General features: G+C 55.6%; 24 protein-coding genes and 2 pseudogenes. 6 read left to right on the top strand and 20 right to left on the bottom strand.

What is annotated here, in order from left to right; translation table 11 throughout:
• Positions 1–163 precede the first annotated feature (163 nt).
• Positions 164–1,051, top strand: a complete 888-nt coding sequence (locus ACFSR7_RS30355; protein ID WP_378168100.1) for an alpha/beta fold hydrolase — start codon at positions 164–166, stop codon at positions 1,049–1,051.
• 147 nt (positions 1,052–1,198) lie between these two features.
• Here ACFSR7_RS30355 and ACFSR7_RS30350 read toward each other — a convergent pair whose 3' ends face one another.
• The 12 genes and pseudogenes from ACFSR7_RS30350 to biuH form a co-directional block, all read right to left on the bottom strand.
• A complete protein-coding gene (locus tag ACFSR7_RS30350; protein WP_378168099.1) occupies positions 1,199–3,583 on the bottom strand; it encodes an OTU domain-containing protein in 2,385 nt (794 codons plus the stop codon).
• Between the two features lie 149 nt (positions 3,584–3,732).
• A pseudogene (locus ACFSR7_RS30345) lies at positions 3,733–4,526 on the bottom strand (SDR family NAD(P)-dependent oxidoreductase).
• 74 nt (positions 4,527–4,600) lie between these two features.
• Positions 4,601–5,605: a helix-turn-helix transcriptional regulator gene (locus ACFSR7_RS30340; protein WP_378168098.1), complete on the bottom strand. Its 1,005-nt coding sequence runs from the start codon at positions 5,603–5,605 to the stop codon at positions 4,601–4,603.
• A gap of 742 nt (positions 5,606–6,347) precedes the next feature.
• The gene (locus ACFSR7_RS30335; RefSeq protein ID WP_378168218.1) at positions 6,348–7,013 is read right to left on the bottom strand and encodes a PucR family transcriptional regulator; all 666 of its coding nucleotides are present in this window, start codon (positions 7,011–7,013) and stop codon (positions 6,348–6,350) included.
• A gap of 620 nt (positions 7,014–7,633) precedes the next feature.
• A pseudogene (locus ACFSR7_RS30330) lies at positions 7,634–7,873 on the bottom strand (PucR family transcriptional regulator ligand-binding domain-containing protein); the annotation flags it as partial.
• An 86-nt stretch (positions 7,874–7,959) separates the two neighbouring features.
• Positions 7,960–8,397: a cupin domain-containing protein gene (locus ACFSR7_RS30325; protein ID WP_378168097.1), complete on the bottom strand. Its 438-nt coding sequence runs from the start codon at positions 8,395–8,397 to the stop codon at positions 7,960–7,962.
• 38 nt (positions 8,398–8,435) lie between these two features.
• Positions 8,436–10,205, bottom strand: a complete 1,770-nt coding sequence (gene atzF, locus ACFSR7_RS30320; RefSeq protein ID WP_378168096.1) for an allophanate hydrolase — start codon at positions 10,203–10,205, stop codon at positions 8,436–8,438.
• 73 nt (positions 10,206–10,278) lie between these two features.
• Positions 10,279–11,364: a cyanuric acid amidohydrolase gene (gene atzD / locus ACFSR7_RS30315; RefSeq protein ID WP_378168095.1), complete on the bottom strand. Its 1,086-nt coding sequence runs from the start codon at positions 11,362–11,364 to the stop codon at positions 10,279–10,281.
• A complete protein-coding gene (locus ACFSR7_RS30310) occupies positions 11,361–12,113 on the bottom strand; it encodes an ABC transporter permease (RefSeq protein WP_378168094.1) in 753 nt (250 codons plus the stop codon). The genes atzD and ACFSR7_RS30310 overlap by 4 nt, the downstream gene beginning before the upstream one ends.
• Positions 12,110–12,937 (bottom strand): ABC transporter ATP-binding protein, encoded by an 828-nt coding sequence (locus ACFSR7_RS30305; RefSeq protein ID WP_378168093.1) that lies wholly within the window; start codon positions 12,935–12,937, stop codon positions 12,110–12,112. Before ACFSR7_RS30305 ends, ACFSR7_RS30310 begins: the two co-directional genes overlap by 4 nt.
• A gap of 14 nt (positions 12,938–12,951) precedes the next feature.
• Entirely contained in the window at positions 12,952–14,040 is a 1,089-nt protein-coding gene (locus tag ACFSR7_RS30300; protein WP_378168092.1) for an ABC transporter substrate-binding protein, read from the bottom strand.
• A 23-nt stretch (positions 14,041–14,063) separates the two neighbouring features.
• Entirely contained in the window at positions 14,064–14,747 is a 684-nt protein-coding gene (gene biuH / locus ACFSR7_RS30295; RefSeq protein WP_378168091.1) for a biuret amidohydrolase, read from the bottom strand.
• 278 nt (positions 14,748–15,025) lie between these two features.
• Between biuH and ACFSR7_RS30290 the strand changes: the two genes are divergently transcribed.
• Complete coding sequence (locus ACFSR7_RS30290; RefSeq protein ID WP_378168090.1) at positions 15,026–16,531, top strand: N-acetylmuramoyl-L-alanine amidase; 1,506 nt, start codon at positions 15,026–15,028, stop codon at positions 16,529–16,531.
• 77 nt (positions 16,532–16,608) lie between these two features.
• Here the strand turns inward: ACFSR7_RS30290 and ACFSR7_RS30285 are convergent, their stop codons facing one another.
• Both ACFSR7_RS30285 and ACFSR7_RS30280 read right to left on the bottom strand, forming a co-directional pair.
• Positions 16,609–16,878, bottom strand: coding sequence for a hypothetical protein (locus ACFSR7_RS30285; RefSeq protein ID WP_378168089.1), 270 nt, complete (start codon positions 16,876–16,878; stop codon positions 16,609–16,611).
• 10 nt (positions 16,879–16,888) lie between these two features.
• Complete coding sequence (locus ACFSR7_RS30280) at positions 16,889–17,548, bottom strand: L,D-transpeptidase family protein (RefSeq protein WP_378168216.1); 660 nt, start codon at positions 17,546–17,548, stop codon at positions 16,889–16,891.
• 173 nt (positions 17,549–17,721) lie between these two features.
• Between ACFSR7_RS30280 and ACFSR7_RS30275 the strand changes: the two genes are divergently transcribed.
• Entirely contained in the window at positions 17,722–18,324 is a 603-nt protein-coding gene (locus ACFSR7_RS30275; RefSeq protein ID WP_378168088.1) for a cupin domain-containing protein, read from the top strand.
• 17 nt (positions 18,325–18,341) lie between these two features.
• Here the strand turns inward: ACFSR7_RS30275 and ACFSR7_RS30270 are convergent, their stop codons facing one another.
• From ACFSR7_RS30270 to ACFSR7_RS30260, 3 genes are all read right to left on the bottom strand, one after another.
• Positions 18,342–18,902 carry a hypothetical protein gene (locus ACFSR7_RS30270; RefSeq protein ID WP_378168087.1) on the bottom strand — a complete coding sequence of 187 codons (561 nt, stop codon included), beginning with the start codon at positions 18,900–18,902 and terminating at the stop codon, positions 18,342–18,344.
• A gap of 261 nt (positions 18,903–19,163) precedes the next feature.
• On the bottom strand, positions 19,164–20,471 hold the full coding sequence (locus tag ACFSR7_RS30265) for a PQQ-dependent sugar dehydrogenase (protein WP_378168086.1): 1,308 nt from the start codon (positions 20,469–20,471) through the stop codon (positions 19,164–19,166).
• A 44-nt stretch (positions 20,472–20,515) separates the two neighbouring features.
• Complete coding sequence (locus tag ACFSR7_RS30260; RefSeq protein ID WP_378168085.1) at positions 20,516–21,493, bottom strand: AraC family transcriptional regulator; 978 nt, start codon at positions 21,491–21,493, stop codon at positions 20,516–20,518.
• A gap of 184 nt (positions 21,494–21,677) precedes the next feature.
• On the opposite strand from ACFSR7_RS30260, the gene ACFSR7_RS30255 reads away from it, so the two are divergent.
• Positions 21,678–22,664 carry an aldo/keto reductase gene (locus tag ACFSR7_RS30255; RefSeq protein ID WP_378168084.1) on the top strand — a complete coding sequence of 329 codons (987 nt, stop codon included), beginning with the start codon at positions 21,678–21,680 and terminating at the stop codon, positions 22,662–22,664.
• 67 nt (positions 22,665–22,731) lie between these two features.
• Here the strand turns inward: ACFSR7_RS30255 and ACFSR7_RS30250 are convergent, their stop codons facing one another.
• From ACFSR7_RS30250 to ACFSR7_RS30240, 3 genes are all read right to left on the bottom strand, one after another.
• Complete coding sequence (locus ACFSR7_RS30250; RefSeq protein ID WP_378168083.1) at positions 22,732–23,346, bottom strand: hypothetical protein; 615 nt, start codon at positions 23,344–23,346, stop codon at positions 22,732–22,734.
• A gap of 156 nt (positions 23,347–23,502) precedes the next feature.
• Positions 23,503–23,982: a GNAT family N-acetyltransferase gene (locus ACFSR7_RS30245; RefSeq protein ID WP_378168082.1), complete on the bottom strand. Its 480-nt coding sequence runs from the start codon at positions 23,980–23,982 to the stop codon at positions 23,503–23,505.
• Positions 23,983–24,119: 137 nt separating this feature from the next.
• A complete protein-coding gene (locus ACFSR7_RS30240) occupies positions 24,120–25,043 on the bottom strand; it encodes a phytanoyl-CoA dioxygenase family protein (RefSeq protein ID WP_378168081.1) in 924 nt (307 codons plus the stop codon).
• 139 nt (positions 25,044–25,182) lie between these two features.
• Between ACFSR7_RS30240 and ACFSR7_RS30235 the strand changes: the two genes are divergently transcribed.
• Together ACFSR7_RS30235 and ACFSR7_RS30230 are read left to right on the top strand one after the other, a co-directional pair.
• Entirely contained in the window at positions 25,183–26,061 is an 879-nt protein-coding gene (locus ACFSR7_RS30235; protein ID WP_378168080.1) for a helix-turn-helix transcriptional regulator, read from the top strand.
• A gap of 100 nt (positions 26,062–26,161) precedes the next feature.
• A complete protein-coding gene (locus tag ACFSR7_RS30230; RefSeq protein WP_378168079.1) occupies positions 26,162–26,419 on the top strand; it encodes a DUF2642 domain-containing protein in 258 nt (85 codons plus the stop codon).
• Positions 26,420–26,645: the final 226 nt, after the last annotated feature.

Below are 26,645 nucleotides of genomic sequence, written 5' to 3'. Positions count from 1 at the left end.
AGTAATAATTACAATTAACAAGCAGAGTATATATTAAACTTGACTGGACTGTCAATTGTTGTATGTAAGTTTTCGGGCGCCGAATCCATAATAAATACGATTGGAACCTCGCAAATACATTGGGCATACGTTGATTTATGTCATTTCGAGAGGATGTTCGGACATGTTTGCGTATCGACCGGTTCACCCGCAATACTACTATCCGGATTATAGATATGCGACATCCGGCTATTATTATCCCCCATTCTCCGACTGCGGATGGTTATGGCAGCACAATGCCGGCGAGTCGGAAAAAAGCTTTCGTTCACCTGAACGACAGAAGCTCACCTTCGTGCTGGTGCACGGCTCATGGGCGGACGCCCACTTCTGGGATGGCGTAGCGGCGGTATTGCGCAGTCAAGGTCAAGTTGTCCATACGCCGGAATATGCAGGTCACGGCACCGATCCGAACAAGAATGTTACGCATGCCATGATTACGAAATCTGTCGTCGACTATATAAAGAGTCAAAATCTGCAGGATATCGTCCTTGTCGGACATAGCTTCGGCGGATCCGTCATCCAGAAGGCTGCCGAACAGGTGCCGGATCGAATTAAACGGCTCGTCTTTTGGGATGCATTCGTCCTAAAAGACGGCGAGTCGGTGATCGACGAGTTGCCCCCTTCAACGAGACAAGGATTCGAGCAGCTCAGAACGGAGTCGAAAGACGATACGATCATGCTTCCGTTCCAGCTGTTTCGTGAATTGTTCGTCAATACCGCCACCTTCGAGGAAGCCAGACAGTTCTATAAAAGCGTCGAGCCGGAACCGGCTAAGCCGCTTTTCGAAAAATTGGATCTCAAAGCGTTCTATACGCTGTCGACGCCACGAAGCTATTTATACTTCTACCAGGACAACGTATTGCCCCAAGGCGAGGGCTTCGGCTGGAATCCGCACATGTCCACGCGGCTCGGCGTGTTCCGCCTGATCGTGGGCGATGGAGACCACTTTACGGATACGCGCACAAGGCCTGCTATGTTAGCCCAAAAGATTTACGAGGCGGGGCGAGACTGAGGACAATTGCCGGAAAACTTCCCTTCCGTTCGATGAAAAACGGCAGCCTCACCTCTTGGGCGGCTGCCGTCGTAGCTTTTCGAACGAACGTTTTTCCGTTGCCTCGGCGCTCGCGTCGGGGTATCGGATGCTTCGATCCCGCTTGCGCTACAGCTTCCGGACCGCTTCGGGAGGGATCATGCCTTCGATCAGCACTTCCTTGGTGCGGATGACGTCAAGCAGCGCCTGCCACTCCTTGGCCGACAGCTGGTTGTGATCGACCGCGAGCTGATTGGAGGACGGCTTGGCTTCTTTCTTCTCTTTTTTCTTCTTGCCTCCGGCCTTGCGTTCTTCCTTCTCGCCCGATCCGTCGGATGAGTCTTTGGACTGCTCGCGGACGGCCAGACCGATCGTTTCTCCCTTGTCGCCCCCGGTCATCCCGTCCAGCAGAAAGTAGCGCATGCCCAGCGATGTGTATAGTGCCGACAGATTGTCCGGATCGATGTAAGACAGATCGACGACGACAGTAGCCGCCGCCTCGAACGTCTTTCCCTTCGGATTGAGCGCGTCCTCGTCCTTGGCCGTAACCGACAAATAGTCGGAGGGCTTGTGTCCTTGAACATGATGCATCTCATCGCTCTCCGCTCGGATCTTGTTGCTGCCGATGCCGCTTGCGACCTGGCTTCTGTCCGCGTCCGGCACCGGGCTGATCCGCGACGGATACATGCCTTTCTCACCCGAGTGCTTGCCGTTCAACTCGTCAAGGTTCGCCTGCGAGATATTGCGACGCGAGTAGCGGGGAACCAATTGGCCCAGCTTGTCGATGGCGAACTCGCCCTCCTCGCCCCTCAGAACGATCAGCGTCTGATTCGCGTTATTGGGCGACACGGTTTTTTTGATGTCCCGGCGGCTCAACGTACGTTCGCGTGCCTTGCGCTCCAGCTCAAGCCGTTCCCCTTCCTCCTGCGGCCGGTCCAACTCGTCGGTCCAGCTTTCTTCTTCCTCTTTTTCAAAAGGACGATATTCGTAATCCGCGCGCTCCTTCTGCTTGTCGAATGCAAAGGCCGCTTCCCGGAACAGGTCGTTAAGCTTGCGAAGCTCCGCAAGCGTCTCTTTCGACTTCGGGTTCTGGCCGCGCGCCTTCAGATAAGCCGAGATCGCCTTGTCGAACCCGAAGGCGGACAGCCCTTCGAGTGTCTGGTACGTATCGAGCTTGTCCTGCAGATACCGGGCGTCGACCTTTGCGACCAGCTTCTCTTTCTCATGATCCTGCCTGCGCTTCTCCTTGTCTTCCTGCCGCTTAGACGCGGCTTCGCCGCGCCGATCCTTGACGAGCTTGGAGGTATGTCCGCCGGTGCCGGCCGTGTCGCCGTAGACGAGCATCTCGTGAATCGTCTCGTCGATGGCGTCGTCCGACAGATTGTCCGCCGTTCGCTTGCGAAGCTTCAAGATCGTCTGCTGCTTTTTATCCTCGTCGATCGGCTTGCCGTTGTGACGAATCAGCAGCATCGATTCAAACAGGCAGTCACCCGTCTTGCTCGTCTTCAGCCACCTGCGTTGACGGCCGACGTCCATCCCGTCCGTAACGCCGTCCACCACCTCGTAGTGGTTGCCCAGATGCACCAAAGCCAGTTCGCCGACGGGGGCGTGATTGGCTCCGACCTGATTGACGCGGTGGAAACGCCCTTGGACAATGACGTACACCTGCGCCCTGATCCGGAGATGGTCGGCGAGCACTTCGGCTTCCGCTTCTCCCGCCCAGGTGCCCATCTTCTTCATATCCTCACGATAATTGCGGCGTTCGTCGAGACCGACATTCAGGTTCAGATGGTCGGGCGCATGCGGCGCCGCCGATTCGAAATCCGAGCCCGACTCCGAATCGGATCTCGAACCGGGACTCCGGCCTTCGGCTTTAACAAGCTCTCGGGCAAGCGAGATGACGACATCCTTGTATACCTGCACGGACGGATGCGCCGCATTTTGTTCGACGAACTTTCGCGCGGCCGCCACCTCGGCACGAATCTCCTTCATACGATTACGGTCGGATTCTTCAAGCTCCTCGGGCTTCTTCTGTTGCAGTTCGGCAATCCGGCTTCCCAACTCGAACAGTTCCTCCAGATTGCTCTCGCCGTCTAGCTCGTCCTTGTCCCATTCCCGCTGAATACGCCGGAGCAGCTCGGCGTTGCCCTCGAGCGTCATCTCCAATGTCAGCGAGTGACGCTCGAGCGCGCTCAGTTTCTCGGTATCGACCACGTCTCCCGCCGCATCCGTCTCTTGCGCTTCCCGGTAAACGGAGTCCTTGACGATACGCATTCGCTGAATCGGGGGAGCCGATGTCGCCGGGATCGCGCCTTTGGCGCGAAGCATCTGCATGACGGCACGATTGCCGCCATTTTGCTGGAGCTTCAGCAGTGCTTGCGCTTGTGACCCGAAGGATGCAGCTCCCGGCGGCACGGAGGTCTTTGAAGCTTCCCGGCTCCAAGAGGCGTCTGGGGCTTGTGCCGGACGCGACTCCCTTTGGAGGCGTTGCTGCGGCATAGCCGTGCGTTCCAATCAATTCCCTCCTTTTTCCTGTGCCTGGATATTTATTCGGCATTTTATGCTTTTTAGATTAGAAGCTAGGCTCCGGTAACTACCGGACGAGCTGTCGAGGCGGATGCTGTTTCATTGAACTTCTAAGTTCGTTATTCAACGAGCTTTCTTTAAAAAATCGTCGGTACCATCCCCCCGTCCATTCGGATCGGCGAGCCTTTGAACGCGGAGGCATAAGGACTGCAGACGAATGCGGCTAATCGACCGATCTCCATCGGTCGTATAAATCGCTCCATTTCCGATTGCGGCAAATTCTTCGTCATGAAATCCTTCTCTTTTGCCTCGAAAGTCATCTTTTCATCCGGATAAAAGCCTTCGATAATCGCCTGCACGTTCTCGGAAAGCGTCGGTCCCGGCAGGATTGTGTTTACCGTGACTTTCAATCCCTTGGTCAGCTTGGACAAGCTTTTGGATAACGACAGGAGCATCGACTTGGTCACCGCATAATGAGGCATCTGCCCCGAAGGCATTACGGCTTCCTCGCTCGCGATAAATAGAATGCGCCCAAAGTTTTGTTGGATCATGGCGGGCAAATAAAATTGGGTCAGACTGTTGGCGGCAAGCACGTTCGTGCGGATGTACTTCTCCCACATGGCATCGTCCAGGGCCTCGTAGGACATGAGCTCGTATATGCCCATACTGTTGACCAAAATATCGACATGGGGAATTGCGCGAGCAAAGCGTCCCTTTGCTGTGCGTCCACGAGATCCGCCGTCGCCTTCCGAGGTTTGGTATCCGGGAATTTGGTCTGAATCTCATTTACCGTAAGCGCCACTTCGACATCGTTTCGGCCGTTTATGAGAACGTGAACGCCTTCTCTTGCAAGTTCAACGGCAATCGCTTTGCCGATCCCCCTGCTCGAGCCCGTTACTAATGCGGTTTTATTTTTTAAATGCAGTTCCATCTGTCCCTACTCCTTATTATGAAGATAGGGATCATAGTAGCGCGTTTGCGCTTGGTGGTAACTAGCGCGCTGCGTCAAAGTTCTTGCGCCGCGCGCCAATTTGCCGGCGTTGCGCCTTCCCAGGAACGGAACGCGCGATGAAAAGAATTGGGATCCTCAAATCCGACGAGGAAAGCGACCTCTTTGATCTCTAGAGAGGGGTCTGCCAAAAAAGCGAGTGCCTGCTCATGTCTGGTTTCTGCCAGCAACTGCTTGAAGCCCGCTCCCTCTTCCGTCAAGCGACGCTGCAAGGTGCGATCGCTCAGACCCAACGCTTGGGCTACGGTTTTGATGTCGATCCTTCCCTGCGACAGACAGCGCGCAAGGATCCGTTTCACTTTGCCGCTTACTTTTTGATTGCTCTGCAGCTCAGTCAACGATCGATCCAGGGCGGGGGTCAGAATATCGAGAAGCTCTTCATTATAGGAGACAAAAGGGAGATCCAGATCGCTGCGGCGCAGCATAAGCCGATTGACGTCTGCGCCAACCTGAACCGGGCAACCGAAGAAAGCTTCCAGCGCATCGGTATCGCCCATTTCGCCGACAAACGAAACCGATTGAGCCGTCAGCGGCAGGTTCGTTCCTCGGCGGCCCAGCTCTAGAAGATAGGCAAGCGTAGCACCGACCATAATCGAGGGGCCAGGCTGCGTCGCATGCGCCCATTCCAGATCGATAATGCCACGATCGTCTGTTTCTCGCATGCGCAAGTGCTCGGGCGGACACATCTGCTTGTACCGCGTCATTCGCGTTAATGCATCCCGGTAATCCCGGGCATGGAAGGTCGATAAAGCGGCAGGCGGATATTGCGCCGTCTCGAAGGTGGTGGCCAACCTGACGATTCCGGCGGCGGCATCGCCGACGAGCTCGGCGTAAGCCTGCCAGATCGCGTAGTATTGAGCGGTTGTGACGGCCGGTTCATTTATAATAGATAGCGGCAAACAGCATTTGCGCACGATGTCTTGTGGGGCGATCCCAATGTGGCGCATGCTGGCCCAGAAGCCTGGTGCGAGTTTCACTCGGTCAGTGGCGGCAGCGTTCAATGTTGTATACCTCCCGGTGCCATTTACAATGGCAAAAGGCCCACGGCGTCCGTGGACCATAGTTTCTATTAATTATAGCTTAAGCATGGAGAAGTTGCCTATCAAGTTCATTGTTGCATGGGATCCAAATAAGTCCATCGCGCAAATAAGTTTTGCGGTTTATCCACTCCGTTTATCTTCTCAAAGTATGGGGTAATTCTGGCTGCAAGTTGCTCAAATTCCCGCTGCTCTTTTTTGCTAGGGAAGATCGAAGGTCACCCTGACGGTCATATTAGGTTTGGCGGATATCTGAAACTCGTTTTCGCGGAACCCCGGTCGATGACACATCCGACAGTCGTTCCGTTGATCAGGCCAACAGCCATTTCGGTGGCTCGGCCGATCGTCGCCCACACCCTTCTTTTGCGTAAAGCCTGCAAATATACATCTTTTTTGCCGATGTCGACCCTTTTGAGAGGTAAAGCTGCGAATATACATCTTTTTTCTTCCATCAGGCCGATTTCCGGCTTGTGCTCTGCATTTGCCTGCACATTTGCAGGTATTTCTTCAAGCCGTGCACGTCGGCGGAAAATACATGTACAAATGCAGGCTTTTTGAGCTCAACCAACATCCGAAATGGTCCGATTCGCCGAAAATGCGCTTACCCGTCCGTCCATCCGCGATTCGTCGCCGCCCGAGTCAGGAAGGAAGGAAAGAAAGCGCGCAAGGACATAGGCCTCAATGAAAGCTTCGGCAACCCGCGAGACTAACGCCCTTGCCTCATCTCGTAAATTTTGACGGCTAGGTGAAGCTGCAGCCGGTCGTTCACCTTTTCCGGATCGAGACCGAGCAGCTCGTAGACGCGCTCGATGCGGTATGCGACCGTGTTGTAGTGCGAAAAAAGCGCTTCCGCCGTCAGCTTGCCGTTCTCGTTGTGCTGCAGATAGCATTGCAGCGTTTTGAGCAGCTGCGTATTATGCTTGCTGTCGTACGCTACGATCGGCTTGACGATGCGGTCGAGAAATTCAATGACCTGCTCGGATTCGGGCAGCAAATAAAGCAGCTGATAGACGCCAAGCTGGTTGTAACGAATGTGGGCGTCGCGAATGCCGCATATCGCGCTGATAAAATGGATTTTGCGCGCTTGCTCGCAGCTGCGTCTAACCTCGTCGGCGGCGTCGACGGGGTCGCCGATACAAAACGAAATCTCAGCTTTGGATTCCAGTCCCAGCAGGTGCGACAGTCGGTAGAGACATTTATCGAGCTGCTGGTTCAACTGCTCTACCGTCTCGTGCGAGACGAGTAGCGCCATATGTCCGTCGAGCTGCGTCCCCCAGATGCCGTCGCGCTCCGTACTGAACCGTCGAAATTGCTTGATCGCTTTGGACAGCAGCTTCGGGTTCGCATGCCTGTCCGGGAGCCTGACATATATCGCGCTGTAGGCGCCTTCGCGAGCAATGCGGCATCCGCAAGCGTCCGCCCTCGCATGTCCTGCCCGGTGACGATACGCCCCGTCAGCCAGTCCTGCAAAAACTGATCGACGTACTTGGACTCAACCTCGCGCCTGGCGTGAAGATTAGCCAATTCCAGGCTGACCAACACGCCGATCCGATCCATCGTCAGCTTATCCGCGTCATCCAGCTCCCGGTTCCACTCGAGCAGCAGCATGCTGCATTCGTTGTCCTTGCCGTCCTCGTTCGAGATATACACCCGTATCCGGCGTTCGCGAACAGTCATGAAGCTGACGCCCAGCTCGATATCGTGGCATAGCCGGGCCCATTCCTGCGAATCTTCGTTTCCCGGGAACAATGCCTTGGCCATGGGCGAAAAGTAAAGCTGGTTGGAGCCATCCATCAGGACGACGGGATTCAGCAGCGTCTCATCCAGCTCGCCGAGAAAATCGTCGATTCCCCCGCCATGCAGCAGCTTCTTCGACAGCTTTTGGTATCTGAACTGAAGCAGCGTCAGATGCCTCGCTTCCTGGACCAGCACCCGCTCCATGACCTCGCGGACAACGTCCGAAAAGGACGTCGGGAGCGGCAGCTCGATGATCGGAATATCGTATTGATTCGCCATCTCCAGCACGGCAACGGGAATTTCTTCTATATATCTTCTCGTCTTGATGCCGAGCGCCGCCACGCCCCGCTCCGCGAGCTGCGGAATCATCTCCGCGATGCGGTCCGGATCGTCGCGAAACGGAAAGCCGCTGGTCACCAGGAACTCGCCGGGGCGTACCCAATCAATCACGTCCGGCACTTCCATGACGTTGACCCTGTTGACTGCCCGATCCATTCCCTTGTGACCCGCGAGTACGATAGCGCCTTGCAGATTCGGAATCAGCAGCAGATCGCGGCAGGTGAAGGCCAACGTGTCGTTAATCATTGGCCAAGCTTATCGGTATAGGTGTCTTCGACGAGGTGCGTATTAAAGTAGGCATTCTTGGGCGCATCGGAATCCACGGGCAGGAAAATGCTGATCTGCTCGCTCGGCGAATCTCCGACGCAGGCGACGGAATGGACGACGCCTGCCGGCACGTGGAAGGTATCTCCGGCTTTGTAAAGCGTCCAAGATCCGTCGCGCAGAAGCTTGACCTGGCCCGCCGTGATATGAATAATTTCCGCAACGTCGTGGTAGTGGGGAAGAACGGCGCCGCCAACCCCGATTTTCTCCCACAGCACCGAACTGATCCGTACGCCGAGTTCGTCCGCTTGCGAAGCGTTCACGATTTCCCTGTGATAAAGGTGCCAATGGTTGGGCATCAAGCCCCATTCCATTTCGGCTCCGACGATTACCTTCGTTTCCTCCGCTTTGATCATGTTATCGCGCTCCTTCACGGTTTCTTGTTTATTTTCAGTCAAACCTTCCTCCAGCTCCCGGCGGCCGTGACATCTTCCGCAGCCGCATCTTGCGACGCGTATCCTTCGCATACGAACCCGGGCACCTCGGTACCGTCCGCCAGCTCGATCTTGCCCATCCCGAGCGGCGCCGGTATGCTTGCGGCAAATCTACCGAACGTTTCCAGCGGCATCTCCCAAATTTCCAGCTCGATGGACGATCCGCCATGCGCTTGCTTGACGAGTCCCGGCTTGGCGGGGGAGGTCGGCAGTTTGTACAGCTCGTATTTGGAAGCTGTTTTCCCCTCTCGCACGAACACGGCGTCATGATCCTTCATTTGCCGCTCGAGCGGGAATCCTCTCATATGAAGTCCGCACACGGCTACGGGCGTTGTGATTGGTTGCTCTTCGGGAAATACGGACAAGCGCTGCTCCGCTGCCCCGGAAGGGTCGGACCATCGATCCGCCAGCTTGGCCAGCATTCCTTCTCCGCCCGACAATGCGAATAGCGTTATCCCGAACGGCACATCCGGCGCGGCTTCTCCCGCCGGAACGGCAATGGCGCACAGATCGAGCAGATTGCAGTGATTCGTCCAGCGCCCCATGTCACTATTCGTCCGGATCGGGTCGCTCCTGACCTCGTCGCGGGACCATGTTCCGCCGGCCGTCGGCAGCAGGAGCACGGCGTGCTCAAGCAGCTTGGCCGCTTCGAGCTTCAACGTCTGGATCCGATGCATGGCCGTAAAAACCGCAGCTGCATCGTGCCGATCGCCCGAACCGGATCGCAGCACTTGCTCCGTCACGGGAAACGTAACGCCGGGATGCGTCTCCACGAACGCGCCCAACGCCGCCCAGCGCTCGGCTACCCATGGTCCGTCATACAGGACGGCGGCGGCTTCCGCAAACAACGCATAATCGATCGTCTGCACCTCGATGCCAAGCTGCGCCGCCTTCTCCTCCGCTCGTCGCCAAGCGGCTTCATACTGCGAAGCATAGGGGCCGAAAAACGGCCAGTCTCCGCTGGGAAGCAAAATGCGCCGCGGCAGCTGGGACGGCAGCCGAGCGATCGTTCGGGACCACGGATCCGAAGCGTCCGTTCCACTTACGACCCGATCGACGCGCATCGCGTCTTCGAGCTCATGCGCAAACACCGTGACGCAGTCCAGACTCCGGCACGCCGGTACGACGCCTCGCGTCGGCCATGCCCCCAGGCTCGGCTTCAAGCCGATCAAGCCGTTCAGCGCGGCGGGCACGCGTCCCGATCCCGCAGTATCGGTGCCGAGTGCGAACGCGGCCTGTCCCCTTGCTACGGCGACGGCCGAGCCGGAGCTGGAGCCGCCGCTGATCAGCTCGGGCTTCAGCGCGTTGTGCGTCTCGCCGTAAGGGCTCCTCGTTCCCACGAGGCCGGTCGCGAATTGGTCCAGATTCGTTTTGCCGAGCGGGATCGCTCCCGCTTTGACCAGCCTTTCAACAACGGAAGCGTGATCGTCCGGCGTATAAGCGTATTCAGGACAGCCCGCCGTCGTAGGGATGTTCGCAAGGTCGATATTATCTTTAATGGCAAACGGGATTCCCCACAGGGGCGCCGATTTGTCCAATGTATCCAGCCTATTTAGATAAGGCTCGAGCGCTTCGATCTCCGGGGGCGTGATCCAGATATTCATGTCCCGGTCTGCGCGAGCGCGGCGGACGATCTCTTCTACGACGTCGTGCGGCGTAAGCCGCGAGGAAGCGTATTGTTCGCGCAGCCAGGCTGCGGTTATTTGAAGGGGGAAATGTGTCGCTGTCATCGTCGGTCAATCCTCCTTGTCATGTGCTGACGTACCCGTATCCGTTTCTGCGCCTGCGCCATTGCTCTTGCAGTCAGTTGGGCGATGCGTTCGCGCGCCGGAAAATGACGGCCACCGGTCCTCCGCCAGCCGGGCCTTGATGCTCGGCGCCGCCGGAGACGTAGATCATCGGGTCGCCGACGATCGATGCCAGCACGGCACCTACGGCCGCTCTTGCATGGCGCGTATGGTTAATATCCGAATCGTTAAGCATGGTGTGTCTGCGGCCGCGGACAAGTCCGGTCGGATCGGCTTCGGCCTTGGCGAGCACCTGTACGACCTCCGCGCCGGGATTGTCGGCAAGCATTGCGAGCAGCGGCTTCGCGTCGATCGCGTCGGCCATGACGCCATGGCTCATGTACAAATCGCCGCTTGCCTGCGCCGAATTGCCGAACACGATCACTTCGCAATAATCGAGCTCGCTTCCCGCCGAAGTGGACGCGACTTCGCTGTACTTGTCCCAGGACTGACAGACATCTTCGTCGCTGATCTCCGCGAGATCAATCTCTCCGAGCGCGACGGCCGCGCCTAACGCGGAAGCCCCGCGGGAATAACCCATCGACTTGTAGGTGTCGTCTACCGCGACGGCGGCTCCGCGGGCACGGGCGTCCGCCATGTCGGCGTCCGTCAGCAGCGGACACTTGATCTGCACGAAATGCACGTCGGCAGCCGCTTCAATGCGCGCCTCCGCCATGGCCCGGCTAACGGCAGCCGATACTTCAACGATCTGCGCGGAGCGCCCCAGCTCTTCCGGGAGGAAGCGCCGGGTATGCGCAACGCCGACCGCAAGCGACTTCGAGCCGACCGAAGCCGTCGCATACTCAGACGTTCCGGAGCGGCTAATGACCGTGAAGTGCGGGGAGAGCACGCCTTCCGTGCCGCCCGACATAATAAAGGAGATGCGGTCCGCCGCTTCTGCTCCGATGAGTCCGGAAAAAAATCCGCGAAGCGATTGAACCGCGTATCCTCTCGTAAAATCGTTGACGCAGCCGTTGCCTTCGGTTTTTCCAAGGACCGCGATCACCTGCGACGGATGAATCGTTCCTTCTTCGATATAGGCCCGCAGCGATACGATGTCGCTTGGAGAAGCTGCAGGAACGCGTACGACCGAGATGATCATGCCTCATCCACCTTCTGCCAGAAAATGACCTTTTTTTCGACGGCTGCGATAATGCCGAACAAGATTAGCCCAGCGACCGCAGCTGCCGCGATGGCTGAAAACATAATCGGCGTATCCAAATGATAAGAAGACAAGAGCACCAAATATCCGAGTCCTTTATTCGAGCCGACGAACTCTCCGACGATAGCTCCCACGATTGCGAGCGAGCTGGAGATTTTCAGCGCGGACAGCACATAGGGAAGGCTGGTCGGCAGGCGCAGCTTCCAGAAGATCTCCGCCTTCGTTCCTTTATAGGCCGAAAACAGCTCCCATGCTTCGTGCTCGACCGCCTTTAAACCTTTAACGCAGTTAACGAGTATGGGAAAGAAACAAATAATCATGGACGCGGACACTTTGGACCAATATCCGGTTCCCAGCCAGATGACGAGCAGCGGGGCAAGCGCTACGACCGGCGTCGTTTTTAGGGCGATCGCCAGCGGAAATATGCCTTTCTCGGCCGGACGGGAATGGACGAACAGGATCGCCGTCAGGAATCCCAGCACGTTGGCGAGCAGAAACCCGAGCACTGCCTCATAAAGGGTCACGCCCATATTGCGAAGCAGCTCGCCGTCGATGACTTGGGCAATGTCAGAGGGGGCCGGAAGCAAATAAAGCGGAATGTCGAAAATGCGGACGACGGCTTCCCAGATCAAAATCAAGCCGACTGCGAAGGCTACGGGATACAGAATGTCCTTGAATTTGGTCGTCATAGCGCCTTCACCTGCTTTCGAATTTCCCTGACCGTGCTTAAAAATTCCGGAAGTTCTTGCATATCCGCCTCGCGCGGGTGGGACAACGGCACGTTCACGATGTCTTGGACCTTGGCCGGTCGCGGCGACATCATGACGATCCGGTCCGACATGAGCACGGATTCCTGAATCGAGTGGGTGACCATGACGACCGTATTCAATCCGGTGTCAGGATTGGCCCACAGGCGGAGAAGCTCGATGTTGAGCTTCTCCCTCGTGAATTCGTCCAGCGCGCCGAACGGTTCGTCCATCAGCAGGACTGACGGATCTGCCGCAAGCGCTCTGGCGATCGCGATCCGCTGCTGCATGCCGCCGCTCAGCTGCTGCGGAAAGTGGTTGCGGAAGTCGGTCAATCCGACGAGCTCCAGCGACCACTCCGCTTTCTCGCGGCGTTCGGCTTTCGATTGTTTGGCGCGCTGGGGTCCGATGCTAAGCGGCAGCTCGATGTTTTGAATCGCGGTTTGCCAAGGCATCAGCACCGGCTTCTGAAAGACAATGCCGATCTCTTCCCGGGGCACGTGATGCGCGATCCCGCCGCCTTGGTCGGGCGAGAGAAGTCCGAGGATAAGCCGGAGCAGCGTGGACTTGCCGCAGCCGCTCGGCCCGAGAATGGACATGAACTCTCCGCGCCGGATATCGAGAGACACCTGATTTAATACGCGTACTTGGCCGAACGTCAGCGAGCAGTCTTTTATGGAAATGGCGTTGGCATTTATGCTGAGGTTGGCGTTGGAGCCAGCGGCGCGTTCTCTGGCAGACTCGGCGATGCTATGAATGGCCGCCATCGGCAATCCCTCCTTTATTGTTGAATGAATTCGTTCGTAAAGGCTGTGGGCAGGTCCTGCTTCTTCTTCAGGAAGCCGATATCGATCAGGCTGTCCTGCAGCGTGCTCCATTCGGACTCTTCCATCAAGCCCAGCGGGCCTTTGTCGGCCTCGAGCAGCGGGATGCTCGCGTTCATCATTTTCGTCTCATGCTCGATGTTAAGCTGATCGCCGTATTGAACGGTCACTTGCGCCGCTTCGTCCGGATGATGGATCGCGTAGTCCCAACCCTTCATCGTGGCCTGGACAAAGCCTTTGACCGTCTCGGGGTCCTTCTGAATCATTTTCTCGGTCGTGAACAGCGTATCCGCGTAGAAATTGATACCGTAATCGCTCGGATAGATCACGTTCACTTCCTGTCCTTGCTCCTGAGCTGCGATGACTTCGTTGATTACGTAGCCCGGCCAGGCTTTGACCTGTCCCGTGAGCAGCGGACTGAGATCGTATTTGACGGGCATCTCGCCGATCGACTTGGCCTTAATGCCCGCTTTGTTGACCATGGCCCGGTAAGTAAGCTCCTCGTTGCCGCCCAGCTTGACGCCGACTTTTTGGCCCTCGAGATCTTTCATCGACGTCATGCCGGAGCTTTTAAGCGTGAACAGCACGAACGGCGACGAGCGGTAAATGACGGACAAGGCGACGACCGGCGCTCCTTTCTCGCGGGACATCAGAATCTGGTCGGCTCCCGTTACCCCGAAGTCCTCGCTTCCCGAAGACACCATTTGCACCGACGGAAAGTCCGAGCCGCCCGGGCGAATATCCACGTCGAGACCGGCGTCTTTGTAGTACCCTTTCTCCTTTGCGATGTAAAAGCCGGCAAACTGGGCTTGATTGATCCATTTCAGCCGGACGACGACTTTTTTCAGGTCCTTCGCGCCGGCATCCGCGCTTGCCGTCGAAGCTGCCGCAGACGTCGCTGCCGATGCCGACGGAGACTCATCGCCAGCCCCCGATTGATTGCTGCCGCCTGCGCTGTTGCCCGCGCTATTGCTGCCGCAACCTGCAATCGCAACTACAGAAGATAACAGAAGTACGGACATCCATTTCCCATTCGCTTTCCTCATTTTCGATTCCCCCATTTTTCGGTTTATAAAGATTCCAAAGCTTTGATCAATTTGACGGAATCGGACACGCTGCCAAACACGCCGCCTTGCATCTGCACCATATGAAGCGCCGCTTCATGGTTGGACGGATCGGTCGCTCCCGTACAATCCTCTAATATCAGACATTCATAGCCGCGATCGTTCGCTTCGCGCATCGTCGTATGGACGCAAACGTCGGTGGTGATTCCCGTTAGAATGAGGTGCGTGATACCGCGGGTCTTCAGGATCAAATCCAGGTCCGTGGCATAAAAGCTGCCCTTGCCCGGCTTGTCGATGAGCGGTTCTCCGGGCAGCGGCGCAAGCTCGGGAATGATCTCCCAGCCCGGCTCTCCCCGCACCAGGATTCGACCCATGGGTCCGCTAGAGCCGATCTCGGCCCCTGCCTGACGGCTTCTCCAACGCTTGTTCGCCGGCAGATCCGACAGATCCGGCCTGTGTCCCTCTCTTGTGTGAATGACCGTAAACCCCGGTATCCCTCTGACACTCTCAAGCAGCCGCGAGATCGGTCCGATCGCCCTTGCGGTTAACGACAGATCGTAGCCCATCCGTTCGACATAGCCGCCTTTGCCGCAAAAGTCAGTTTGCATATCGATAATCAATAGCGCTGTTTTGTACGGTTGAATCTGGCCGTCATAGGGCCATGCATAGGGTGTCGCCTCTACCGCCATGTCAGGTCCTCCTATCTTCGTGTCTGTTTTCTTTGTGATGTGTCACATTATATCACGTTAAATTCCTCATCGCTTTGTATATATTCCAAATATTTTTGCATTAAAGTTGTAAAAATTCCGATAAGAACAAAATGAATAACATATTGTGTAACTTTAATGTTATATTTAAAAAACGATTCACGGGCTTCTGTTAAACCTTTATTCTATGAAACTTTTTCCAAGAGAAAGGCGTCTAAACCTTGACGCGGTAGAACAAAATGGATGAGGTGGAAAGAGAATTGAAAAAGATTGGCTTCTTTGTTTTGCTCGCAGCTTTCATTTTCGGTTTATCGTTCGCAGGACAAGGACAAGCTCGCGCCCAAACTTCCGGGGCTACAATCGTCCTGGACGGACAAGCGCTGTCGCTTCAGAAAAAAGACAAGGTCGAGATTATTAAAGGCAGTGTCATGGTCCCCCTGCGCGTCATCGCCGAGAATCTGGCCCTGCTGGTGACATGGAATCAGCGGAGCGCTCAGGTCAAAATCTTGACCGGAACCGGCGACATCGAGCTGACGATCGGCCGTATGACCGCCAGCGTAGGCGGCGCCGAATTAAAGCTGAATGCGGCTCCCGTCAACCGGTCGGGCACGACGCTCGTACCGCTTCGCTTCATCGGGGAAGCCGCAGGGCTTGAGGTGGGCTGGGACAATGCGAAGAAGGTCGTGACCTTGGCTTCGTCCCAAGCTTCAGAACCTACGCCCACGCCAACGGCTTCTCCAACGCCTGCACCGTCTTCACCGACGCCATCGCCTACGGTTACGCCGGGAGCAACGCCGACACCCGCTCCATCTGCGTCCCCGGTTTCCGGCGCACAGATCAAAGGTATTGGCTGGAGTAACGACAGATTGGCAATCTCGTTCGTCGGCAGCATGGCCCCAAAAGCGTATGCGGCCGCAGATCCGGCGCGCATCGTCGTCGAATTGCCAAAAGCCTCGTTCGATCCGGCTTTCGCATCGATTCAGGCATTCGATCCCGTTACCCAGTCGGGCGCGTTCGCCATTACGGATAGCTCGAATGCGACCCGCGTGTACTACGCAGTGACCGATCCGGCCGCTCAAGCCGTTACGATTACGGTAGAGCTATCCGGGTCCGGGAACAGGACCTTTACCGCTTACCAGGAAGGCGACCTGGAAACGAGCGTATACGTGATCGATCTGAAAACGACTGCGACGCCGACACCTTCTCCGGCCCAGCCGGGCAACGGCAAAAAGATCGTTGTCATCGATCCGGGCCATGGAGACGGCGACCCCGGAGGCATCGGCGCGACCAACAAGCTGGAAAAGAACTTTAACCTGTCGCTTGCGCTTAAAGTTGAACAGCTGCTGCTGAACGAGCCGGCCTTCCAAGTTCTTATGACGCGTCGCGACGATACCTTTATCCCTCGTCCGGATCGCGCCTCGCTCGCCAATGCCGCAAATGCCGACGCCTTCGTATCGATTCATGCCAACATCGCGGACGGCAAGCCGACCGTGCGGGGTACGGAGACTTACTATTATAAAAATAGCGGAAAAGCCTTGGCGGATATCATGCACAAGCATGTGCTCAGCGCTACCGGCTTCACCGATCGCAAGGTCAAGAACGCGAATTACCAGGTGCTGCGCGAGACGACGATGCCCGCCACGCTGCTCGAAGTCGGGTTCCTGTCCAATGCGACGGAGGAATCGATCTTGTTCAGCGACAGCTTCCAGAACCGGGTCGCGCAAGCGATCGTTGACGGGCTGAAGGAATACTTCAGCATAAAATAGTTCATTCATAAGGGAAAAAGAAGACCGTCAGAGAGGCTGATCTCCTTGACGGTCCTTTAGGCTTGGCAGATGCAATTTTAAAGCTGAAATACGACAGTCGGATTCGATGCGGTATTATTGATGCTCTCCGTAAACGTTCCTCCATCGTACATTCTGAAGGTATAAGAGCCTGCCAATGGCTCTTTGCTCACTTCGCCGACGCTCGTATCTCCGATCGTCCGCCAGCTTCCCCCGTAAAACTTCGCCGTGCCGCCGTCGACCGGATTCCCTTGACTATACTCGACGTAATAGTTTTCCGGCCATGCCAATGCCTTAACGCCGTTGGGGGCCGTTCCTGAAACGACCATTGAATAAAATTCATTCTAAAAGACCTAACTTTTCGTATACGGCCTGCGTGACGATGCCGCTAGGGACGAGATCGTTTTGACGCTGGAATTTTCTCAATGCGATTGTCGTTGAAGACCTGAATCTGCCGTCACATCGTCCTTGGAAATAGCCTGCGCTTTGCAAGCGGTTCTGAACAAGCTGAACGACTGCGCCGGCATCCCCTTCGCTGATCGGCTTCAACTCTTGATTCGCCTCGCCAAGCACATGACCGAATATGGTTACTTTCGTTCCTACAGGGATCATCTCGTATAATTCCTCGACATCCCGATTCCGCATCCGAATACAGCCGTGACTGGCATGTCGGCCGATGGAGAACGGCTTGTTGGTGCCGTGAATTCCGTAAACGCCCCAAGGCACATTTAAGCCGATCCAACGCGAACCGAACCAAGGGCCCCAATTTTTCCCCTTATAGGTGACGACATACTCCCCTACGGGCGTTGGCGTAGAGGGATTGCCGACCGCTACAGGGAAGCTTTTGTAAGCGATATGGTCAACATAAACCAACAATCGATGACGTTGAGGGAATACTTCAATCGTAATGATACCGGTATCTTTGACGATTGGAAGCGCCGGATTCGCATGGATATGTAACGGCATTAACAATTGGATTAAAATGAAAAAGATCGGCATACCCCATACTTTTAATCGGAAGCGGCTCATACCCATACCCCATTCAATTTTCCCTTATTTTGACCAGAAGCCTGGAAATCATGCGATGATTTGACACATATGCCGAGCTGTCGACTCATATTGTGAGGAACAGGGAAAGTACGCGCTTGCTGCGAAAACAGGAGGGATACCGAATGGCCGTTTCATATATGGATTTCACTTCGCCGAACGTGCAATTTGCATATGATGTCAACCAAAACCGGACCTTTACGAAAGACAGCTCCAACTATATCAACGCGCTCGGCATTCAACAGCTGAACACGCTTGGCAATGCATCGCTGCTGGATATTTATCTGTCCGCCGGCAACGTGGTGGAGCCTCATGTCCATCAGAACGCTTCCGAGCTCGTCTACCTGGTCTCGGGAGCAGCCGTCGTCTCCATTCTTAATCCGTTTACCAAAGAAGTGCGGAACTTCGCCCTGAAGCCCGGACAGGTTGCCCTCGTTCCCCAGGGCTGGTTTCATTGGGAGATGGCGACGGAAAACCAAACGCATATTATCGCGATCTTTGACGCCCCGATCCCGGAATTTATCGCCGTTTCGGATTTTCTGCGGCTCGCGCCGAGAAATTTGCTTGCACATACTTATTGTCTTGACGAGTCGCTTATTACCGCCGCGCTAGCGCCAATCAAGGAAACGACGACGATCGGACCGCCCGCCAACTGCGGGAAACCGGTTGCGTCGCATTCGCAGTCTCGCTTTCAATACGGCTTGCGTCCTAACGGGAACGGATCGTAGCGTTGGACCCTCAGACGTCAAAAAAGAGGAACCACCAAGACTTCATTTCCGATATCCGAAAAGAAAAATCGTTTATTGCTGCCGCTCGCAGCCAATAAATCAGAAAAGATCGTCAAAATTTCGAGGCTCATCCAATCGTTGTCCACAGAAAGTGCGTAGCGGTGATTCCTTCCGTTTGCGTTAAAGGCGATCCACGCCTCGCCTGCATCGATCTCCACGTAATCCTCAATATCGATGACGCATAGAGTCGGTCGAACCATTTCCGCAATTCTTTTCAACGCCGGAATATAGTCTCCATGGTCCTCGATGCATTCGCGGTCGAAGCACCAAACGTCGTCAGAAAAATAAAGATCGATAGGCGTTGCCGCGCCCTCTCGTACGCCTCCCATGCGCATCAGGAGATGAATGTAAGGGTTTTTCTCATACGCTTTGAATGTACGATCTAATAGGTCGCTAATTTCTAAATTCGGCTTTAGCGTGATGCCCACGTCGGCAAGATTTGCGAGCTGATTTTCAATCGAAATTCGGACTGGCGGAGGCGACGCAAATTTGATCTTTCGCTTAAAGAAACCGAGCATTTTTGATCCTCCCTCCGTTTAGGCGATAGCTTTCAAAGCTCCAACCTGGCGTTAGCCGCTTCAGAGGCGTCCGAGAAGATGCCGATAAGCCCAATAAGGCATTAATGCAGCCTAAGAAGCGATCAGGAAGGTGCCGATAAGTGTTAAAAGGCGCTATCGCCGTATAAAAGGCGCTCTCGAATGTTCCGATAAGCGCAAAAAAGCATTAACAATGCTGTGGTGTCGCTTTCTTTGCAGCGCGATTGCCGTTTCGAGCGTCGATTACCGGGAATCCAGCCGATATAGTCCGCCTTCGGCCGAGGTTAGATATAATTCCCCTCGCTCGTCGCGGCCGAAGGTCGTGATGTTCAACTCGGATTGCAGGAGGAGCGCGTTGCGATACTTGCCGCCCGTCTCCTCTTGGAGCGCCCAAATCTTCCCCGAGCCATAATCGCCGTATATATACCAGCCTGCGAGATTGGTTATATCCGTCCCTCGGTATACGTATCCGCCGGTAATAGACTGCCCTTCCTGCCGCCCGTAGGACCAGATCGGGTCGATGACGTCCGCTTGACTCGCCTCGGCTTCGCAACCGCTTGCCGGATCATAGCAGCGATCCGCCTCTTTGAGATTCCAGCCATAGTTGCCGCCGCGCACGATCTTATCGATCTCCTCGAATTGATTTTGACCGACATCCGCCGCCCACAGCTCCCCGGTATCGGCATCGAAGCTGAAGCGCCAAGGGTTTCGGAGCCCGTACGCATAGATTTCCTTTGCCCCGCCGCCCTTCGCGAACGGATTGTCCGCGGGAATCGCGTATGCCTTATCGCCTTCAGTCCTGATGACGTCGATACGGAGAATCTTGCCGAGCAGCGACTGCTTGTTCTGGCCGTTGCCTTGCGGATCTCCGCTGCTGCCGCCGTCGCCCGTCCCGATATACAAATATCCATCCGGACCGAATGCCAGTTGGCCGCCATTATGGTTCGCATAGGGTTGCTTGAACGTCAACAGCACCTTCTCGCCGTTCGCTTTTTCTGAAGCAGCCTCGCCGTCTTTAGCCAACGTGTAACGCGCAACGACCGTTTTCGTTTGCGTCGTATAGTTCACGTAAACAAATCCGTTGTCTTCATATTGAGGATCGAACGCGAGCCCTAGCAGCCCTTGCTCCGTCCCCTTGGAATAGACGCGGTCCGTCAGGTCCAGCACCGTTTCCGTTTTTCCGCCACTGACCGCCTCGGACGTTTTGATCGCGACGACGCGACCTTCCTGCTCGGTCACGTACAAACGGCCTCCCCTCGTCTCGATCGCCGTCGGTCGTTCCAGATTTACTCTTTCAAATACTGGTGTAAGCTTGACTCTGGCGGGCGCGAATGAATCGTCAAGGTCTCCGACTTCGTTACCGCCCGCTCCGGTTGAGGGGCCTTCCGGCACAGCAACGTTCGAGCCGAATCCAGTCGTAACGTCCGTCGTCTCCGATCGCTGCGGAGATTCGCCGGGCACGCCCGCGCCTCCATCGCGCTCTTTCGTACAAGCTGCAGTACCTGCCAGCGCCAGGCTCAGCAGCGCATACAGCCCCCATTTGATTTTCACTTCATCTTCCTCCGTTCGGATAGCGATCTTCAGTCTATACAAGATCAGCCGATCCCCCGCTCCGTTTCTTCCCGCAGTTTTCTGATATCGCTGATGGGCGGCAAGCCGAACAGTCGCGCATATTCGCGGCTGAATTGCGAGGGGCTCTCGTAGCCGACCCGGTAAGCGGCATCCGCAGCATCGACAGCTTCGGTCAGGAGCAGTCGGCGCGCTTCCTGCAGTCGGATCCGCTTCTGATATTGCAGCGGGCTGAGCGTAGTCACTTCCTTGAAATAACGATGCAGCGACGACGGGCCCATATGCGCCATTCTGGCCAGCTCTTCGATAGGAAGCGTATTTGCAAAGTCCTGCTTAATACGGGCAATGACGCCGGCGATTCGGCTTGTGCCGCTTCCGGCCAGTGCGATCTGCTTAAAGGCGCCGCCCTGTCCTCCGCTTAATAATCTGTAATACATCTCGCGGATGATCAGCGGCGCCAAGTAAGAAATTTCGCGGGGCGCATCCAGCAGCTTTACGAGCCGAACCGCAGCGTCCAACAGCTCCGGACTCGTCCGGTCGACGTACGCCCCCCGCTTCAATTCCCTTGCATCCTCGCTCTCGAGCTCCGCGCCTTTTATGACCTCCAGCACTTGAGCCGGGTCCAGCCCAAGCCGCAGGCATAAGTAAGGCGATTCTGCAGAAGCTTGCAGCAGCCGCGAGGTAACCGGCAAGTCCACCGAAACGACAAAATGCGCGGAAGGGCCGTAAGTATAGCTGTCGCTGCCAAGCATGACGATTTTCGAGCCTCGCGCGACGATGACGACTGCCGGCTCATAAATGGTATGAACAGGCAATGTAGACTTCGAGCTTCGAATCAGCCGCAACAAGGGGATGGCCGTATCGAAGATCCCGTCGCTGCCCGTATTTCGTTCGATAAGCGAAGCCAGCTCTGCAAGCTTGTCGACGAATGCAAGCCCGTTATTTTGCAAAAGACCGTCTTGATCGGCCTGCCCCGGCGGGGACATGACTTGCGATTGCGGCATTCGATTCCCTCCGTCGCTTTGAGCTATTGTAGTTAAAGTCATTATAGCACTGAACGATAACGACAGCCGATCGCTTGGAGGATCAGGCAACAACTTGGTACGATCCGGCTACCGGATCCGATGCCGGACGCCGCATAATAAAGATGCAGGTCCAACATACTTGAACAAGAGAGGCGGATTGAATATGAAAAGAAGAACGTTAGGCAAAGGCGGCCTTGAAGTGTCGGCACTCGGACTTGGCTGCATGGGCATGTCCGACTTCTACGGCGGCAGGGACGACGAAGCGTCGCTGCGCACCATCGACCGCGCCTTGGAGCTGGGGATCGACCTGCTGGATACGGCGGATATGTACGGCGTAGGCAAAAATGAACAATTGCTCGGCAAAGCGCTCAAGGGACGGCGCGAAAAGGCGATAATCGCAACCAAATTCGGCAATGTGCGCAGCGAAGACGGCAAGTATCTCGGTATAGACGGCCGTCCGGAATACGTAAAATCCGCCTGCGAGGCAAGCCTGCGCCGTCTTGGCGTCGACTATATCGATCTTTACTACCAGCATAGAGTCGATCCGAATACGCCGATCGAAGAGACGGTCGGCGCGATGGCCGAGCTGGTGCGCGAAGGCAAGGTTCGTTACCTGGGCTTGTCCGAAGCGGCGCCGGCTACGATCCGCCGGGCTGCTGCCGTGCATCCCATCGCTGCGCTGCAGACGGAATACTCGCTATGGAGCCGCGACGTCGAGGACGATATCCTGACCGTGTGCCGTGAGCTGGGTATCGGCTTCGTGCCGTATAGCCCCCTCGGCCGCGGATTTTTGACCGGACAGATCCGCAAGTTCGAGGATCTGGCGGAGGACGATTACCGCCGCTTCTCCCCGCGTTTCCAAGGCGACAACTTCCAGCGCAATCTGGATCTTGTCGAACGAGTCGCCGAGCTGGCCGCGGAGAAAGGCTGCGAGCCCTCTCAGCTGGCGCTGGCTTGGCTGCTGGCGCAAGGCGAGGACATCGTGCCGATTCCCGGCACGAAGCGGATCAAGTATCTGGAAGAGAACGTTGGCGCACTGGAAGTCGCGCTTTCGCAAGAGGATCTTGCGCGCATCGACGACGCGGCGCCGCGAGGAACGGCCTTTGGCTTGCGCTATCCGGAAGCTTCCATGAACAGCGTTAACCTGTAACGTTAATAAAAAACGCTTTGTGCGGAGGCTTCTCCTTACAAAGCGTTTTTGTATGATGCTCTGTTCTTTACGTACGGGAGGCCATTCGCTCAACGAATTCGATCAGCCCCCAGAGTACCACGATGCTTAAAGTCGCGATGATAGCGGAGCCGCCGGCATGAATAAGCGCGGCGACGCCAAAGGCTGTTGCCAGCCCAAAATGGATTTTGCGCGTATGCTTGCTCTTCAAGCGGCGAATCAGGAAGCCGTAGACCGCTAAAGTCATCAGCAGCAAGAATGCCGCGATGCCTGTAAACGCGTCATCCTTGACGACCGCCTGTGTCAGGAAATAAATGCCATGCGCTGCGATCAGTACAAGGGCCGCATAAGCGACCGGTTGATGGAGCCGATTGAACAGCGCAACAAGTTTTTTCACGAAGGCGGACGGCGATCTACGCTTCTTTTTCAGTCTCAGCCATGTGTAGCTGATAGCCGCACACCAGACAGCGACCGTCCCCAGGGTCCTGAATACCCCCTCGCTTCCTTGCTCTCTACGGCCCAAGCCTGGAGGAAGATTGCCGGGGGACGGTCCGCCGTGGTCGATTCCTTGATGGGCAACTCCGAAAAAAGCGTATAAAATCAAGACGATACCGGCTAGAAGCGAGATGGCTGCAGGAATGTACAGGGTTCGTTTTTGCTTCATGCCATGACCTACTTTCCGAGCAGGGAATGCAAGACACCTTAGAGGCTGTGCTGTTTGCTCGTTTATGAGGATACGACATATTTATTAACTAAATCTTAAGTCATTCGATTTCGCATATTTCCCGCCGGCCGTGCGAATTTTCATCTATTTTCGCCTTCACTTGACCAAGTCATACCAGATAACGCCACCGTGCTGCGACTCGGATCGGCCGTGGTTCACGAATCCCTGCTTTTCATAAAAAGGGACCAATTCCGCTTTGCAGGTTAGCGTGATGCCTTCCCTCTCGTTTTCTTGCGCAAGCGCCTCCCACTTCTCCATTAATCTTTTCGCAATGCCCTGCCCTCTGGCCCTTTTGGACACAGCCAACCCCAGAACGCTTTGATAGCCGCCCTTCTTGGGATTCGCCTTAATTTCTTTGAACAAGTCGTCCGTTATGTACGGTCGATCAATGATAGGACCGTTTATATAGCCGAGTATCTCCCCATCCTTTTCAACCACGATAAACGTATCGGGGATCCATGCTATTCGCTCCGCAAAGGCCGCCTCGGTGGCAGCCTCCTCTTGGGAAAACCCTTCGTTTTCAATCCGTACTAGCTGCTCCAGATCTGAGGGTTGAACGTTTCTGAACAAAAGCATGCTTAACCCTCCCCGTTTCCTGAATCATTGTGGCACGCTCATCTCCATCCATTTTAGCGAATCTGCCCATGAGCATCAATCGGCGTAAAAAGGCCGGTGCATCCATGCACCGGCTTCGAAGACGCTTCGAACCTATATTAACCTCTCCAATATTTTAAGTGCGGATATCGGAACGATTCCACCGCCATGCGTTCGCCGAGCGCAAATTCCCCTTCCGGTTCGTAAACAAACGGCTCCTCGCCTTGCGCATAGGAGGTCGCGGCCCTTCGGTCCAAACATTCGAGCAGCATCTGCTGCTTCAGACCGAGATACTCGCGCGTATGCGGTCCATAGTTCCATTCGATCTCGCCGGGGCGGAATTCATAGTAGACCGTGCGTCGCAGCGGATTGCCGTCTCCAGCGGGGGAACCGTGCAGCACCGTGATGTCGTGGAAAATGGCGTCGCCCGCCTCCAGCGGAACGGGGATGGCATCCTCCGTGCTGAACCGGTCGGGTCCGTCTTGGTCGATGCGCGCTTTGCATGCCTCCGTCGACCACTTGTTGCTGCCGGGGATAACCCAAAGACAAGTCGCCAGATCCGCGGCATCCAGATAAAAGTCGACGTTAAAAATAGGTCGCGGATCCGTACAGCCTGCCGGAACCTCCGCATCGCGGTGCCACGGTACGATAATGCCTTCGTCCGGCATTTTAAGAACCATCGAGTCCCACGTTGGAATAAAGTTGTTGCCCTGCAGCTTCTCGACCGAGCGCAGAATAAACGGGTGCCCGAGGAGCGCTTTCATCGGATCGCTCTTGTCGATGACATACTCGACGCGACGCAGAACGTTACGTCCGGTTTTGCCGCCTTTGCCGTACATATAGTCCGGGTCGTCCTGGACGCCGGCTACGCCTTTGGCCACCTGCTTTTCCATCTCGGCCTGAACGGTCGCAAGCTCTTCTCCCCGCAGCACGCCTTTAATGACCAGAAATCCGTTATCCAAAAAGAATTGGGCTTGCTCCCCCGTAATACAGCTTTGGGTGCGCGCATCGGCCACTTGCATTTCGATCTGCGATTTGCTCATCGTTTTGTCTCCTCTTCTCGTTTGGTTGTGCTCTCGAGTAAGATTTTAGCGAATAAATCGCCCGATGTATTTGGCGGGGACATTCAATCTTGTTGCCAAAATCACTATATATTACGATAGTAAAAAGGAGAGGATGGCGATGAGCGACGAGGAACGGGAACGGCCGGCATCTGACGGATTATCGTCCAACGAGGCGGCAGCAGACTTGCCGGACTTTTATTTCCCGCCTTATATCACTTTGGCGCATTTGTTCGATGCCCCCAAGGGGTGGGCGATCCATAATCGTACGATGGGTCAGTATGTCCTTCAATATGTCGTGGAAGGCAGAGCGGATTATCCGGTTGGCGGTCGGATGTATGCTACAGTCAAAGGCGACCTGCTGTTCCACCGCCCTGGCGAGCTTCATTCTATCCTGACGTTGGAGGGAGAACCGTATGTCTGTCTATCCTTCGTGTTCCATTTCGGATCCCATGAATTCCCGATTCACCAGCTGTTCGGAGAGCTGCACTTGCTCGGTAACTTTGCGGGTACGGAGCTCGAGAAAAAGCTGATCCGCCTCGTACATCTATATCGGCAGCCGGGTCTGTCATCGCAGCTGCAGGCACAAGGCCTGCTGCTCGAAGCGCTCGGGGAGGCAGCGGCCGGTCTGAACGGTTCTTCGATCGGAACCACGGTAGAGGAACGAATAAAAGCCAAACTTCTGCTGCTGCAAAACTACATTCGCGAGCATTATGCGGAAAATGTCCAGCACAGCGACCTTGAACAGATTGCGGGGCTTAGCCGCAACTACATTATCGTGCAGTTCAAGCGCCAGTTCGGACTTACGCCGATGCAGTATTTGACCTGGGTGCGCATTCAAAAAGCGAGAGAGCTGGCGCTCCAGACCAATCTGACGATAAGCGAGATCGCAACCTTCGTCGGTTACGCGGACGTGCATACGTTCGGCAAAATGTTCAAGAAAAAGACGGGAACGAGTTTGTCCCAGTTTTGCTCGGCGCTGGTCACATATAAGGTTTAACCATCTGCGTCATGGCCGCTTTTTAATTAGGCAATCGCCCAATCTCCTGCATAGGCGAACGCATATATTGGGTTTGAACCTAAACGAGGAGTGATTTTACTTGTATCAGCAATGGCCCCATCCACAAGTAAGCCCGGCTCAGGTCGGTCCTGGAGAAATTAAAACCGTATCTTCGATCGATCCCTACGTCGTAGAAGCGCTTCGTAAACTAACGGGCCGCTGCGTATTGCTGGAGACAACAAGAGGCGCGATCGAAGGAACGATCGTCGACGTTAAGCCTGACCACGTACTGCTACAGCTTCATAGCCGGCAGGCATGCGTTCGAATCGCGGAGATTGTCTGGACAATGCCGCTTTAGAGCTCGTCGACTGAGAAAAACCGTCATGGGGAAATCGCCCTGACGGTCCTTTTTCAAGTTTGACGGACGGTAAAAACTGGATTCGCCCCAAAAGCCTATTGACGACTCATCCGATAGCCGTGCCGATAGCCATGCATGTTGTCGCCAGCGTCGTTCTTTCGCCCTAATGCCTGCAGATATACATCTTTTCATACCGATATCTACCCTTTTAAACAAGATATCTGCA

The organism is Cohnella sp. GCM10020058, from assembly GCF_042683485.1.
Taxonomy (GTDB): domain Bacteria; phylum Bacillota; class Bacilli; order Paenibacillales; family Paenibacillaceae; genus Cohnella.
This window is presented reverse-complemented; position numbering and strand designations above follow the sequence as displayed.

What these genes read in the sequence shown, in the direction of transcription:
- ACFSR7_RS30355 (WP_378168100.1), top strand. Translation starts at nt 164, where the DNA reads ATGTTTGCGTATCGACCGGTTCACCCGCAATACTACTATCCGGATTAT.
- ACFSR7_RS30325 (WP_378168097.1), bottom strand. Translation starts at nt 8,397, where the DNA reads ATGATCAAAGCGGAGGAAACGAAGGTAATCGTCGGAGCCGAAATGGAA.
- atzF (WP_378168096.1), bottom strand. Translation starts at nt 10,205, where the DNA reads ATGACAGCGACACATTTCCCCCTTCAAATAACCGCAGCCTGGCTGCGC.
- atzD (WP_378168095.1), bottom strand. Translation starts at nt 11,364, where the DNA reads ATGATCATCTCGGTCGTACGCGTTCCTGCAGCTTCTCCAAGCGACATC.
- ACFSR7_RS30310 (WP_378168094.1), bottom strand. Translation starts at nt 12,113, where the DNA reads ATGACGACCAAATTCAAGGACATTCTGTATCCCGTAGCCTTCGCAGTC.
- ACFSR7_RS30305 (WP_378168093.1), bottom strand. Translation starts at nt 12,937, where the DNA reads ATGGCGGCCATTCATAGCATCGCCGAGTCTGCCAGAGAACGCGCCGCT.
- ACFSR7_RS30300 (WP_378168092.1), bottom strand. Translation starts at nt 14,040, where the DNA reads ATGAGGAAAGCGAATGGGAAATGGATGTCCGTACTTCTGTTATCTTCT.
- biuH (WP_378168091.1), bottom strand. Translation starts at nt 14,747, where the DNA reads ATGGCGGTAGAGGCGACACCCTATGCATGGCCCTATGACGGCCAGATT.
- ACFSR7_RS30285 (WP_378168089.1), bottom strand. Translation starts at nt 16,878, where the DNA reads ATGGTCGTTTCAGGAACGGCCCCCAACGGCGTTAAGGCATTGGCATGG.
- ACFSR7_RS30280 (WP_378168216.1), bottom strand. Translation starts at nt 17,548, where the DNA reads ATGCCGATCTTTTTCATTTTAATCCAATTGTTAATGCCGTTACATATC.
- ACFSR7_RS30275 (WP_378168088.1), top strand. Translation starts at nt 17,722, where the DNA reads ATGGCCGTTTCATATATGGATTTCACTTCGCCGAACGTGCAATTTGCA.
- ACFSR7_RS30270 (WP_378168087.1), bottom strand. Translation starts at nt 18,902, where the DNA reads ATGCTCGGTTTCTTTAAGCGAAAGATCAAATTTGCGTCGCCTCCGCCA.
- ACFSR7_RS30260 (WP_378168085.1), bottom strand. Translation starts at nt 21,493, where the DNA reads ATGCCGCAATCGCAAGTCATGTCCCCGCCGGGGCAGGCCGATCAAGAC.
- ACFSR7_RS30255 (WP_378168084.1), top strand. Translation starts at nt 21,678, where the DNA reads ATGAAAAGAAGAACGTTAGGCAAAGGCGGCCTTGAAGTGTCGGCACTC.
- ACFSR7_RS30250 (WP_378168083.1), bottom strand. Translation starts at nt 23,346, where the DNA reads ATGAAGCAAAAACGAACCCTGTACATTCCTGCAGCCATCTCGCTTCTA.
- ACFSR7_RS30245 (WP_378168082.1), bottom strand. Translation starts at nt 23,982, where the DNA reads ATGCTTTTGTTCAGAAACGTTCAACCCTCAGATCTGGAGCAGCTAGTA.
- ACFSR7_RS30240 (WP_378168081.1), bottom strand. Translation starts at nt 25,043, where the DNA reads ATGAGCAAATCGCAGATCGAAATGCAAGTGGCCGATGCGCGCACCCAA.
- ACFSR7_RS30235 (WP_378168080.1), top strand. Translation starts at nt 25,183, where the DNA reads ATGAGCGACGAGGAACGGGAACGGCCGGCATCTGACGGATTATCGTCC.